This is a genomic window from Lysinibacillus sphaericus OT4b.31, from assembly GCF_000392615.1.
In the GTDB taxonomy this organism is placed as follows: Bacteria; Bacillota; Bacilli; order Bacillales_A; family Planococcaceae; genus Lysinibacillus; species Lysinibacillus sphaericus_B.
Window position 1 is genome coordinate 3,592,934 of sequence record NZ_KB933398.1, and the last position, 13,778, is coordinate 3,606,711.

Annotated in this window: 13 protein-coding genes; 3 read left to right on the top strand and 10 right to left on the bottom strand. The window is 37.6% G+C overall.

Annotated features, from left to right (window positions below; all coding sequences use genetic code 11):
* Positions 1 to 50: 50 nt before the first annotated feature.
* The 10 genes from H131_RS16485 to H131_RS16530 form a co-directional block, all read right to left on the bottom strand.
* Positions 51 to 827: an alpha/beta hydrolase family protein gene (locus H131_RS16485; RefSeq protein WP_010860273.1), complete on the bottom strand. Its 777-nt coding sequence runs from the start codon at positions 825 to 827 to the stop codon at positions 51 to 53.
* Positions 811 to 1,278 carry an NUDIX domain-containing protein gene (locus H131_RS16490; RefSeq protein ID WP_010860274.1) on the bottom strand — a complete coding sequence of 156 codons (468 nt, stop codon included), beginning with the start codon at positions 1,276 to 1,278 and terminating at the stop codon, positions 811 to 813. The genes H131_RS16485 and H131_RS16490 overlap by 17 nt, the downstream gene beginning before the upstream one ends.
* Positions 1,279 to 1,568: 290 nt before the next feature.
* Positions 1,569 to 2,492, bottom strand: a complete 924-nt coding sequence (locus H131_RS16495) for an aminopeptidase (protein ID WP_010860275.1) — start codon at positions 2,490 to 2,492, stop codon at positions 1,569 to 1,571.
* Positions 2,493 to 2,503: 11 nt separating this feature from the next.
* The gene (locus H131_RS16500) at positions 2,504 to 3,265 is read right to left on the bottom strand and encodes an IclR family transcriptional regulator (RefSeq protein ID WP_036130725.1); all 762 of its coding nucleotides are present in this window, start codon (positions 3,263 to 3,265) and stop codon (positions 2,504 to 2,506) included.
* Between the two features lie 50 nt (positions 3,266 to 3,315).
* Positions 3,316 to 4,584: a M20 family metallopeptidase gene (locus H131_RS16505; RefSeq protein ID WP_010860277.1), complete on the bottom strand. Its 1,269-nt coding sequence runs from the start codon at positions 4,582 to 4,584 to the stop codon at positions 3,316 to 3,318.
* Positions 4,577 to 5,530, bottom strand: coding sequence for a DUF1177 domain-containing protein (locus H131_RS16510; RefSeq protein ID WP_010860278.1), 954 nt, complete (start codon positions 5,528 to 5,530; stop codon positions 4,577 to 4,579). The genes H131_RS16505 and H131_RS16510 overlap by 8 nt, the downstream gene beginning before the upstream one ends.
* A 170-nt stretch (positions 5,531 to 5,700) precedes the next feature.
* On the bottom strand, positions 5,701 to 6,708 hold the full coding sequence (locus tag H131_RS16515) for an ABC transporter ATP-binding protein (protein ID WP_010860279.1): 1,008 nt from the start codon (positions 6,706 to 6,708) through the stop codon (positions 5,701 to 5,703).
* Positions 6,695 to 7,714 carry an ABC transporter ATP-binding protein gene (locus tag H131_RS16520; protein ID WP_036131612.1) on the bottom strand — a complete coding sequence of 340 codons (1,020 nt, stop codon included), beginning with the start codon at positions 7,712 to 7,714 and terminating at the stop codon, positions 6,695 to 6,697. Before H131_RS16520 ends, H131_RS16515 begins: the two co-directional genes overlap by 14 nt.
* A gap of 19 nt (positions 7,715 to 7,733) precedes the next feature.
* The gene (locus tag H131_RS16525) at positions 7,734 to 8,600 is read right to left on the bottom strand and encodes an ABC transporter permease (protein ID WP_010860281.1); all 867 of its coding nucleotides are present in this window, start codon (positions 8,598 to 8,600) and stop codon (positions 7,734 to 7,736) included.
* A 5-nt stretch (positions 8,601 to 8,605) separates the two neighbouring features.
* The gene (locus tag H131_RS16530; protein ID WP_010860282.1) at positions 8,606 to 9,565 is read right to left on the bottom strand and encodes an ABC transporter permease; all 960 of its coding nucleotides are present in this window, start codon (positions 9,563 to 9,565) and stop codon (positions 8,606 to 8,608) included.
* A 219-nt stretch (positions 9,566 to 9,784) separates the two neighbouring features.
* Here H131_RS16530 and H131_RS16535 point away from each other — a divergent pair, with 219 nt between their 5' ends.
* The 3 genes from H131_RS16535 to H131_RS16545 all read left to right on the top strand — a co-directional run bounded on the left by H131_RS16535 (position 9,785) and on the right by H131_RS16545 (position 13,775).
* The gene (locus H131_RS16535; RefSeq protein WP_010860283.1) at positions 9,785 to 11,392 is read left to right on the top strand and encodes an ABC transporter substrate-binding protein; all 1,608 of its coding nucleotides are present in this window, start codon (positions 9,785 to 9,787) and stop codon (positions 11,390 to 11,392) included.
* A 179-nt stretch (positions 11,393 to 11,571) separates the two neighbouring features.
* The gene (locus H131_RS16540) at positions 11,572 to 12,636 is read left to right on the top strand and encodes an amidohydrolase family protein (protein WP_036130728.1); all 1,065 of its coding nucleotides are present in this window, start codon (positions 11,572 to 11,574) and stop codon (positions 12,634 to 12,636) included.
* Positions 12,633 to 13,775: an amidohydrolase family protein gene (locus H131_RS16545; protein WP_010860285.1), complete on the top strand. Its 1,143-nt coding sequence runs from the start codon at positions 12,633 to 12,635 to the stop codon at positions 13,773 to 13,775. Before H131_RS16540 ends, H131_RS16545 begins: the two co-directional genes overlap by 4 nt.
* The last annotated feature ends 3 nt before the right edge of the window (positions 13,776 to 13,778 follow it).

Below are 13,778 nucleotides of genomic sequence, written 5' to 3' on the forward strand. Positions count from 1 at the left end.
GTCCACAGTCAGACTTGTTACTTTATAATTTAGAGTAACTGTTTTTATTTTTATTGTGCCTTCATCCAATTACAAAGCGTTCGTACTACTAATCGATTCACCTCGGAAGGGAAAAAATGTGTTAGCTTTTCATAGTACCATGTCTCATAAATTTTTTGAGCATCCTTTAAATAAAACTCTAGCTGTCTTGCATGTTCAATATCAACATTTTCATCTCGTAGTCCATGAATAATGAGAACTGGTGCAGTTATATGCTCAATCTCAAATAATGGGGTCCGTGCATCATAAGCTTCAGGTACACGATTCGGGGTTCCTCCGACAACACGCTTCATCATTCGCCGCATATCCGTGCGCTCCCAATAGGTTGCTGTTGCATCGGAAACACCAGCCCATGTCACCACAGAAGTAATATCCTTTCGTAAAATGGCCGTCCACAGTGCCATAATTCCACCTCGTGAAAAGCCAAATACATGAATATTATCATTACAAAATTGTTTTAACACATCCACTCCATATATGGCATCGAAACGGTCCTGACCTGCAAATTCATCTCGACCTTCACCGCCTCTGTTTCCACGATAATAAGGGGCAAATACGATAAATCCTTGTGCGGCAAACTGGGCCACTCGCGCCGGTCTGACCATGCCGATGTTTTGCATGCCACCTCGTAAATATAAAAAGCCATCATATGTACCAGTTGCTTTTGGTTCAGCTAATAACCCCTTTACTCGTAATCCTTGTGACATGTAAGTAATTTCGGTTAAACGAATAGTGGGGTTTGGTGAAGGATATGGTCGTTTTTCTACTATTTCACCATTTGTTGTCATAACGCTTCACTTCCTCTAGCATTTTTTGCATACCCTCATCCTTCATATGAAAGCTTAAGTTTGGATGATTTGCAAACTCTTCATCGGTCAGCCACATCATACCTGATGTTTCTAAATCAAAATCTATTTGTTCCTGACCTGCAAATTGTGCAGTAAAGACAGTCTTACAAAATAATACTTCATCATGAACAGCATATTCTGCAAACCACATAAGATTTTTCACGTGTACACCTGTCTCCTCAAATACTTCACGTATAGCTGCTTGTTCTAATGTTTCACCTGGTTCTAACTTCCCCCCCGGAACTTCAACCCCACGTCGTTTATGAATCGTACATAGCCACTTATTATCATGCTTTAAAAAGACGAGGACATGTTTAGGCTCCACCTTAAACTCACCTCTTGTAAAACTTAAATCTACTTTGTAGCCATTTAAATCAATAAATGAAAACACTATTGTCAACTCCTATACTCTTAATGTAGCGAAAGTATCATTTTATTTAATTGAAATATTATGTCAAACACTGAGTGAAATCTATCACTAACAAGTCGTGACATTCCTCATCTGTGATGTTGTAAAATCTATGTGCTATATCATTTTACAGCCTTACTTAGGGATACATTTATTTTTACTATAGTGTAATGATGTAATAACAATCAACAGATAAGATTTTGACAACCCGTTCGCCAATTCAATTGAAAAAAGCGTGCTTCAAAACCTTTGAAGTCACGCTCAATTTTTATCTAAATTACTTGTTTACCATCAAAATAAACTGTTGGATTTTTTACGACACAATCGATATGGACATTCGCTGCATTTGTACCACCAAATGGGACATTACTGCCAAATGCGATATGAATAGTGCCGTATACTTTTTCATCTTCCAATACATTCCCACATAAAAGAGCACTTTTATTTGCACCTATCCCGAATTCAGCGATGATACGACCATGCCCCTCCCCTAACAGCTCCAGTAATCGTTCACCATCTCGACCAATTGCCTCTTCCAAGCGACCGTTACGGATTTTTAACAATAAAGGCTCAGTTAATACACCAATATTTGCAATAGAACCATCGACTAAAATATCACCATTTGCGGATGTTTCAACAGGTGCAATATAGGATTCTCCAGAAGGGATATTGCCATAATCTCCTGCATTGCACACAATCCCAGTCGAACGGATACCACTACGGTTTGCTACACTAAAAGTTAACTCATGCCCATCTTTTATAATGCGTACCTCTTTTGCAACATCAAGGAGGTTTACAAACTTTTCTACAAGTTCTTCAATTTCATGCGCATCGGCATGGAGTGCACCTTGTTCTAGCATTGTTAATGTAACTCCAGGCATAGTCGCTACTCGACCACCGTTTTCACACGCTTTTTTTCGTGCCATTGTGTGTGTTAAAGAATGCGATGTAATACACAGTGTAACATCTACGTTTGCTATCAACGATGTAATTGTACTAATTGGCTCTTGTCCGGATTTTTGCAAAAGTGGCATAACCACTAACATCGTATTCTCTGTAATTTTTAGTCCAGCTTCATAAAAAATTTGCGCAATGTCTTGTTTATGAGCATCGGTTAAAATAACGAGTGTTTCCGTTGATTGAACTCTTAAGTTGCCTTGTAAAACATTCAGTGCAATGTCATGTAAATGTTGCATTGTAAGTCTCCTTAGCTAAAATTCAAATGATATTTACGAATAATATCTTCTATTTCATGTTTCGCTTCCATTAATGGTTGTAAAACTTCAGCAATGCGTTGTTCCGTAAAACGATAAGTTGGCCCGGATACTGTTACTGATGCTACTACCTGCTCTTCGCTATTAAAAACTGGCATCGCAAGTGCAAGCACATCCGCAGTATACTCGCTATTACTGGTTGCATAACCGCACTCTCGAATCACTTCAAGCTCAGCCCGTATTTTACTAGCATTTGTTAATGTATTATTTGTATAGGCCATTAAAGGTACATCAATCACTTGCGATATTTGCTCTTCATTTAAGTAGGCAAGCATCGAGCGATAGGAAGCACCTACATAAAGTGGTGTTCTACTTCCTTGTGATACGGAAAACTTCACCTTATTTACAGGCTCTGCCTTTAGTAAAGTTAGCGCTTCTAGCCCATTTAATACTGTAAAAACAGCTGTTTCGCCCGTAGTATCTTTTAATTTTTCTAGTATTGGCAAACAAAGTTGGTCAATGTTTAATGAATCATACATATTCATGCCAATTTCCCATAAAGCAATTCCTAGCGAGTATTTTTTGGTGGTAGGATCTTTTGTAATGAATCCATTATTTTCAAATGTTTCAAGAATTCGATATAAATTTGTATGATTAATATTCATTTCCAAAGCCAATTCGCGCCCGCCCCATGTTGGCTTTTCCTTTGTAAACATCTTTAAAACAGCAATAGATAAATTTAAAGTTTTTAGCATTTCTCTCATCCTTCTGATCTATTTATCAAAAGCAAGAGAGTAAAAGTCGCTTACTTTTGATATAGAAAGTCAATTGCAGCAGTTATATATACTTTTGCACAACGTACGATATCCTCCACACGTACTTTTTCGTTATAACCATGGATACTGGGTAAGTAAGCTGGGCCATATTGCAGTACAGGAATAGCATGTTGTCTAAAATGGCGTGCATCACTACTTGCCCATTGCATAACACCGTACGCTTCTTTTCCCGTAACAAATGAAATATTATCGACAATTGATTTGCAAACGGGATCTTCTGCTGTTGTATAATTTGCCACACTTTTAAATCCAAATCGATTAATTGTATAATCAATATGCAAAGCATCCAATTTATTTTCCAAAATATCAGTCACTTTTTCTTGGGTAATACCAAATGGTAAACGGCAATCTATGTGTACTTTACAATAATCTGGAATTACATTGGACTTCGTACCTCCCTCAATTGTACCAATATTTACTGTAATTTTCTCTAGTACTTCTTGATATTTCAAGCGATCTTTTTCAACTTCACGCATGTATTTTTTTGATACTTCAATGAGCGGCTGTACCTCCACAGGAATATCGATGTCAATATCCCATAAAGTACGAATTTCGTTTATAGCACGAATAGCATCGACAATCGCATTTCTACCTGCTAAAGGTGACAAACTACCATGACCAGGTTCTCCTCGTACTTCTAATTCAAACCAGTAAGAACCTTTCTGACCGATTGTCGGATTTAAAGGCGATGAAGGCTCCGCAATCAAACAACCATCACCACTTACTAAACCTCGCTCTAATAACCAAGGCACACCAAATTCGCCCCCTGTTTCTTCATCTGGTACAATGGCTAGTGTTAACTTCCCTGGTAGTGCAATATTTAGTTTTTTTAACATCTTTGTGGCAAAAATAATACCCGCTAAGCCCGCTTTCATATCACTTGCACCCCGACCCAGCATCCAGCCGTCCTTCACTTCACCCGAAAATGGGTTGAATTCCCATTTCGAAAGATCTCCTACTGGTACAACATCCGTATGTCCACAATAAACTAATTCTTTTCCTTTGCCATTACCAATAGAAGCAACTAAGTTAAACATTTTATCGGTAGATTCATATTTTTTATATGGAATATTAACTTCATTTAAATAGTTCTCGATAAATGTCGTTATTTCAGTTGTATCCCCAGGTGGGTTTACACTCGGAATTTGAATTAATTTTGAACAAAATTCAATTAATTCATCCTTGTTATGTTCGACTTCTTCCATTAATTGTAGCTTTAAATTTTTTAACTCATCCATGTGCATTCACCTCTTTCCCTTTTGTTTGTAGATGATTCATGCTACCATATAGTTTTTCGATTAGTGCGAATTGCTCTTCATCATAGAACGAACATTTATTTGCACCATAAATTTTTGCTACTTCTAAGGCGAAACGAACAACATTTTCTACATCAGTTACATGTGTAGCACCAGTGGCACAGCCAGCAACAGTTGCTTCGGTTGTAATTGCGACACCTACCACTGGACTAGTTGTTGCAACAGCTGGTTGTAATATACTATTTATATGGAATAGTCCATTTCCATATGGCGTAATATCTTGTGTTGTAATAGGTAGTATAACTGGTGAAATGCCTGCTGATTGTGTGTAAACGTGTAATAAATCGTCACTAATTTTTAGAATGTAACCTTCTTTTACAGTAGGTGTGATAGCAAATCCTTTATGGTTGCAAACTGCATTACCCTTGGTTGTGTCAATCGATAAAATTGCATCCATCGCTGGGTCTACTTCATGTTCATTCATCACACTCATGTCAACTGGTGAGTTCATGAATGGCACTGGCTCATGTGGTAAAATTGGGGCTGCCGGACAAATATGTGTTGCGAAAATAATGTCCCCTTCTAACTGATCACCCTTTAATGCCATATCTAATGTTTTTGCAGCACTTGCCATACATGCTAGTGCGCCATCACCGTCGGATACAAAGCCCGTCATTTCTGGACGAGCTCCAATTCCCCCTAATCGACCAATAACACCTAAAGTTGGTGCGTTTCCACCAGAAGATTTACCATTCTTCCCTTTAACAACAACCTTTACAAAATCAGTCGAAGCATTTTCAACTGTAATTGTCTTTACCATTACATCCGCTGATGGATTGACATTGTGTAAATATTCTTTGACAACCTCTCCATTAACATACTTACTATCCATTACCTCGTATAATTCAATAACATGTTTTAATGACATAATAATGACGCTCCTTTTCTAATTAAATGCCTCGCGGTAATTGACGTAAGCATTTTGAATTGTCTTTGTCCAATTCAAAATCCATGACAGTCGCCGGAGGCTTAGACCAACATGATGTTGGTCACTTGGCATTGCCACAAGTAAAGATTATTTGCCATGCTTCGCTTACTTTAAGACGAGATAGGTCTCTGCTGAATATTTTTAAATAGATGACATGAAACTTGATGTCTAGCAGAAACCTTATCAAGTTTAGGTTCCATTTGTGCACATTTTTCCGTTGCGAAGCGGCAGCGCTTATGAAATGCACAACCACTCGGAGGGTTTACTGGACTTGGTACGTCTCCTGACAAAATAATACGTTCTTTCGTATCAAAAGGATTTTCTTTTGGAATAGCTGATAATAGAGCTTGTGTATACGGATGTTGGGGATTGTCGTATATGTCTTTATAGGAACCAATTTCTACGATTTTCCCTAAATACATTACCGCAATGCGGTCACACATATAATTCACAACATTTAAATCATGCGAGATAAAAATATAGGTTAAGCCAAATTCCTTCTGTAAGTCCTTCAATAAATTGATAACCTGTGCTTGCACAGACACATCTAGTGCTGAAACAGGTTCATCACAAATAACAATATCTGGATTTAGTGCTAGAGCACGGGCAATATTAATGCGTTGTCTTTGCCCACCTGAAAATTCATGTGGATAACGTTTGGCATGATATGCACTTAAACCAACTGTTTCAAGTAAATCAATAACTCTTTTTTTACGTGATGCTTCATCACCAATAGCATGAATGGCTAATGGTTCTGCAATTAAATATTCGACTGTTTTACGTGGGTCAAGCGATGCATATGGATTTTGAAATACCATTTGAATCGCTTTGCGAGCTGAACGAATCTCTTTCTTGTTCAAACTTGCTAAATCTATTCCATTAAATTCGACCGTGCCTTCAGTTGGTATAATTAATTGATTAATTAAGCGTGCTACTGTAGATTTACCACATCCCGATTCACCTACAATACCTAGGGTTTCTCCCTTATATAGTTTGAAGCTTACACCATCTACTGCTTTTACAAATTGTGTCGTCTTCTTAAAAGGAAGTGAATTTTTAATAGGGAAAAACTTCCTTAAATTACTTACTTCTAGTACTAGCCCTTTACGTTGTTGCATTAAAAATCCCCTCCTTACGCGCTACAATTTGTTCTCTCGATTGCAAATGACAAGCAACAAAATGGTCATCTTGTACTTCCATTAACTCAGGCACTTTACTAAGGCAAATATCCGTCGCCATAGGGCAGCGAGTAGAAAAATGACAGCCGCTAAGTGACATACTTAAATCTGGTGGACTACCTGGAATTGCAGGTAACCGTTCTTGTTCTTGTATCCCCACTGTAATTTGTGATTCGAGTAAGCCCCATGTATATGGGTGCAGTGGATTTTTATATAGATGCCTAGTTGTTGTAGATTCAACTGTGCGCCCCGCGTACATTACATTCACCTTGTCACAAAGTTCCCATACTACTCCTAAATCATGTGTAATCATAATAATTGCGGTGTCATGATTACGTTGTAAGTTTTTCATCAAATCTAAAATCTGTGCCTGGACTGTTACGTCAAGGGCGGTTGTCGGCTCATCGGCAATTAATAACTTCGGATTACATGCCAATGCAATGGCAATCATTACACGTTGACGCATTCCACCAGAAAATTCATGTGGGTACATGTTCAAACGTTTTTCAGGCTCTGGAATACCAACCATTTTTAGCATTTCAACAGCCTTAGCACTTGCCTCTTTCTTCGTCATTTTCTCGTGTGCACGTATAACCTCAATGATTTGATTCCCTACCGTTAATACCGGATTCAAACTTGTAATAGGATCTTGGAAAATCATGGACATTTCATTACCTCGTACATTACGCATTTCTTTTTCGGAGATTGCTACTAAATCTCGACCATTAAAATGAATTTTCCCACCCGTTATTTTACCTGGCGGAGATGGAATTAAACGCATTAAAGCTGTAGCTGTAACACTTTTCCCAGAACCTGATTCTCCAACAATGCCCAGTGTCTCCTTCTTATTTAATTGTAAATTGACTCCATTAACTGCTTTCATCGTAGAGCCGCTACTTTTAAATTCAACCGTCAAATTTTCAACATCAAGTAAACGCTCAACCATCATTTCACCCACTTTCATGTTAAATTTTCATTCTTGGATCAAGAGCATCTCGTAGTCCATCACCTAAAAGATTTATCCCAAGTACCGTTAATAAAATACAAATTCCAGAGAAAGTTGCCATTTGAGGATTTAATACTAAAAAATCCTTACCATCTTTCAAAATGCTTCCCCAAGAAGCAGTCGGTGGTTGAATACCTAAACCAAGAAAACTAAGTGCTGCTTCTGAAATAATGGCGCCTGCTGTACTCATCGTGCCATATACAATTAATGGCGCCATGCAATTCGGTAAAATATGACTAAAAATAATACGCTTATGTGTCGCGCCTAATGAATGTGTCACTTCAATAAATTCTTCCTCTTTTACGCTTAATACTTGTCCACGAACGAGACGTGCAAACCCTGGTATATTGGCAATGCCAATCGCAACAATGACGTTCACTAAACCTTGACCAAGCACAGTCATTAATGTGATAGCTAGTAAAATGAATGGGAATGCAAATAGACCATCCATCGTACGCATAATAATCGAATCTAAGCGACCGCCAAAGTATCCTGCTAATAAACCAAGTAATGTTCCAAATACTGCGCCAAATAGAACTGCCGCAATTCCTACAATCATTGAAATACGTGTACCATATATTAAGCGGCTAAATAAGTCACGACCATAGTTATCGGTACCTAGTAAGTGGCCTTCTGTATTAGCCGGTAAAAACGACTTCCCAATACTCATTTCATTCGGTGGATGCGTAGCAATCAACGGAGCAAATATGGCTATAATTGTCATTATCGTAACAATAAATAAGCCGATTGTTGCTAATTTATTTTTTAATAACTTTCGTAACAACGTATTTTTTTTCTTGTTGTCATTCACTATTGCTTGAACCATCGTTACTATTTCCCCCCATCCGAATCTAAATTTACTTTTGGGTTCACAACTTTATATAAAACATCAACCACTAAATTAATTAATACGAAAATCAAGGCGATGAAAATAACTGTTCCTTGAACTACAACAAAATCACGCTTGTCAATCGCATCTACAATGAGTCGCCCCATACCTGGCCAACTAAATATTGTCTCAGTTAATACCGCACCGCCTAGTAAATTGGAAATTTGCATCCCTAATACAGTTAAAATCGGTGTTAATGCATTTTTAAATGCATGCTTCCCAATAACTAAATATTCTTTGATTCCTTTTGATCTTGCTGTTTTAATATAGTCTTGTGAAATTACTTCTAACATACTTGAACGCGTAATACGTGCAAACGTCGCCATCGGAATTGTGGCTAAAGCAAACGCCGGTAATATTAGATGTTTAAGATATGTCCATACACCATCCTCTAAACTCCCCATTCCTGTAGCTGGCAACCAACCTAAGTTGACACTAAACAAGAGAACTAACATGATTCCTAACCAAAAGATTGGCATGGATACACCAACTAGAGAAACTAACATTACAGCATAATCTATCATTGTATTTTGTTTTCTAGCTGCTAGAATACCAGCTGGGATACCAATTACTACAGCAATTACTAATGCTGCGAGAGCTAAAATTACTGTATTCGGAAATCTTTCTAAAATGAGCCCCGTAACAGATTCACTATAAGAATATGAATGACCCAAATTTAGCTTTGCTAAGTCTGCTACATACGAAATAAATTGTGCAGGTACCGATTCATTTAACCCTAATTCTTCTCTTAAATTTTCTACATCTTCGACACTCGCTTGTGGCCCTAGCATTACTGCCGCCGGATCACCAGGTATTAACCTTGTTATAACAAAAACAATAATGGCCACTACCAAAAGTGTTGGTATTAGATTGATTAACCTTTTTAAAACATAAGAGCCCATTATCAAAAGACCTCCTTTTTTCATTATTAGAAACACTGGTTCATATTGTGAATAACTAAATACTACACTCACTTATCTTTATTTGTAAATATATTTTTCTGAATTTTTTTAATTTTATATTTACTTTCTATTAACACCTATGCTATTTTTAATTTCGAACCTACCATTTTTGAAACAACGGTTCATATTGTGAAACAATAAATAAGGAGGCTTGGATGTATGAAGAAAAATAACTTAAAAAAATCTTTTTTGTTAGTAGTTTTAACATTAGTCATTGGCCTTGTAGCTGCTTGTGGAGGCAATAACTCGAATAAAGGAAGTTCAACTGGAGAAGAGAAAAATGAAGAAGTAGCAACTGGCGGCACATTAAAAGTCGGTCTTTCTGCAAATGCTAAAACCTTTGATCCTATTAAATACACAGGTGTCTATGAATCACAGGTGATGCGCCAAATGGCCGACACTTTAGTTGTTTATAATAAAGATCTTTCTGAGATTATTCCTTCTTTAGCGACAGAATGGAAAGTGTCAGATGATATGTTAGTTTATACTTTCAAATTACGTGAAGGTGTCAAATTCCAACCTGGTCAATACCAAGATGGTCGTGAAATGACGGCTGAAGACGTTAAGTATTCACTGGAACGTTCTGCAAAAGAATCTGCAATGAACCGTTTAAGCGGTGTAACAGAGGTAAAAGTTTTATCTAATTATGAAGTAGAGATTCATTTAGCTACACCAAACGCAGCACTACTGGCTATGCTAACGGATGCAGGTAACATCATTATTCCTAAAGAAGAGGTTGAAGGCTGGGGAGATAATTTTTCTGATCACTTCATAGGCACTGGCCCCTTCCAATTAAAAGAATGGAAAAAAGATCAAGAAGTACAATTGGCGCGTCATGAAAATTATTGGGGTGACACACCCAATATAGATAAATTAACAATGAAATTTATTTCAGATCAAAATATGATGACAAATGCGTTACGATCTGGTGACATTGATATCGCGATGGATGTAAAAGGACAAAATCGTGAAATCATTAAGCAAGATAATAATCTAGAGCTTTTAACAAATGCAGGGCTATCCATCGTTTATCTAGATTTAAACAATAAAGTGGGACCAACAGCTGACGTGCGAGTGCGTGAAGCTATTTATAAAGCAACGAACGTCGAGGAAATTATCTCTGGTGTTAATCAATGGGGTGGCGGTGATGTTTCTTATTTACCTTTACCTCCGGGCTCATGGGGATATGATGAATCTTTAATTGACTTAGTGCCAACGTATGATCCTGCCGATGCGAAAAAACTACTCGCTGAAGCTGGTTATCCAGATGGCTTTAAAACTGAAATCTACGTGTCTGAAGCACGTGTACCTTATGCAACAATTTTCCAAAGTCAATTAAAACAAAACTTAAATATCGATGTAGAAATCAAAGTTTTAGAATGGGGTACTTATAGTGACACAGTAGCTAAAGGAAAAGCACCCATGAATATTGGCGGCTGGACATGGTACCCAGACCCATACTTCTTCTTGTATCAGCTCTACCACACAAAACAAGTAGGCGCCTTAGGTAATGGTAAAGGTTATAGCAATCCAGAGGTTGATGCATTGTTAGAGCGCGCTGTTTCTGAAACAGTTATTCAAGAAGAACGTGCGGCTTTATATCAAGAAGCATTAAAACTCATTTTAGCTGATGTTCCTCGTATTGAATTAGAAGCAACACAAACAGTTGCAGGGGTTAACAAAAAAGTACAAGGCTTTAATGTTTCTGCAGATAATTCGCTTCAAATCGTACACCCGAACGGGACAAACGTGTCAATTTCAAAATAATTATTTAAAACCGATACATTCATGCGACAACGACTTCAGGTGTATTTGTTCAAAACTTAGTGGCAGTATATTGACAATCTTCGATTTCGAACATACACGCTATTGTCTAGAAAATTTTATTACGAGAAAAGAAAAGCGGAGGTAGTTCTCTGCTTTTCTATTGATTGGAGGAAATTTAATTGACGACACGTTATATAAATGGGCTTGTTTTTAATTCTGAAACTCGTAGTTTTGAAAAGAAAAATTTTGATGTGCAAAAACAATATTTTAAACAAAGCAATACGTTTATAGCAACAGAAATAAATTTAGAAGGTTATTATGTAACACCCGGTTTGATCGATTGTTGCTCTCAAATCGGTTTAACTGAAATAGGTATTCGTTGGGAAGGAGATGATAGCTTTGAGCTTGACTCAAATCTGCAATATTCAGTAGTTGATGGCATTTATCCCTTCGATGCAGCATTTAAAAAAGCAATTTCTCATGGCATAACGGCCTCCCATATCGTACCTTCTGCGAAAAGTTTGATTGGGGCAAAAACAGCAGTTATTCATCATGCACATATTACCGTTGATGAGATGGTGATTAAGCAAGATTTTGCTTACTCTTTTTCGATTGGTCAAAATGCTAAAAGTACATTTTTTGCTACTAAGAAAAAACCACTCACTCGTATGGGTATAGCTAAGATACTTCGAGAAACACTTCAAAAAATTAAAGAGCAAGAGCCACTAATTCGTAAAATTATTGTGCGAGCGCATAAGGCAGTCGATATTGAGCTAATTGCTCGTCTACAACAACAGTTCGATTTTGAGTTCCACATTATCCATGGGACTGAAATGCCATTAGTAGCAGATACATCATTTAATACCGTTATTGCAGGCCCAACATTCCGTTATATCGAACATAACGAAATGTTGGCACTTTCACCAAAACTATATAAACAACTTAACAATAGTAATATTCCCTTTGTTTTCTGTACTGATCATCCTGTTAGTAGCACGACACATTTAGCACTTGAAGCCTGTTTAGCCGTCCGTGAAGGTTTAATACGTCAGGATGTACTATACGCATTAACAACTGGTGCGGCAAAATTCCTCGGTATTGAACATCTAACTGGTGCAATCCACGATGGACTACTAGCAGACTTTGTAGTATGGAATAAACATCCTTTAGATTTAGATGCAAAGGTTGTCGCTACTATTATAAAGGGCCAAAAAGTATTTTCAGAGGTGAGGGATGACAAATGATTATTTATCACAATGCACATTTTATATCAGCAAATGATTATAACGATACGTTTGAGCAACTTTGGGTAGAAAATGAGACGATTACTTATGCTGGCCCTGCTAAAGAATTACCCGCACATGCTGAAGTTATTGATTTACAAGGTGGTTTTGTCACGCCTGGTTTAATCGACATCCACGCGCATGTTGGGACTTGGGCAGAAGTAACAGAAGATATTAATGATGCGAATGAATACAGTGAGCCATTTACCCCACTTATGCATGCTTTAGACAGTGTAGATATTCGGCATTTCTCGTTTCAACATGCCATTGAAGGTGGTATTACTACTGTTCAAACGGGTCCTGGAAGTGCCAATGTAATCGGTGGAATATGGAGTATTTTAAAAACAGCAGGTCCCACTCTGGCTTCGCGCATATTAGTGGAACGAAGCGGTTTGAAAGGTGCTTTAGGAGAAAACCCAAAAAATGTTTTTGGTAACCAGTATAAACGAAAACCTATGACACGTATGGCAATTGCCCAAATTTTACGTGATGGCTTTCAACGTGCCACACATCTAACTGAAGATGAAAAGAATGAACAAATCACTCACAACTTTGAGTTACGTCCATTTATTGAAGTGCTCCGTGGTGAAATGCCACTGCGTCTGCATTGTCATCGTGCAGATGATATTATGACAGCCATTCGGATTGCCAAAGAATTTAATATTAAAGTCCATTTAGAACATTGTACAGAGGGACATATGATTGTGGATGCTGTGAAAGCAAGTGGATTTAATGCAACGGTTGGACCCTATATGCTCACACCATCAAAATATGAGACTCGTAATTCAACACCGGCAATCGCTAAAATATTTAAAGAGCATGACATCCCTTTTGCCATAATGACAGACCATCCTTTTGTCCCTATACAGTATTTAAAGTACTGCGCATCAGAGGCCATTCGTTACGGCTTAGATGAAGAAACTGCATTAAAAAGTATTACGCATAATGCTGCCAAGCTTGTGCAACTCGATCATCTTATAGGATCACTGGAACAAGGTAAACATGCTGATTTCGTCGTATGGTCTCATCCTATTTTTACTACCGAAGCAAAAATGCTGCAAACATTTATCAATGGTAAAAAATACTACGAAGTGGAGTGATCC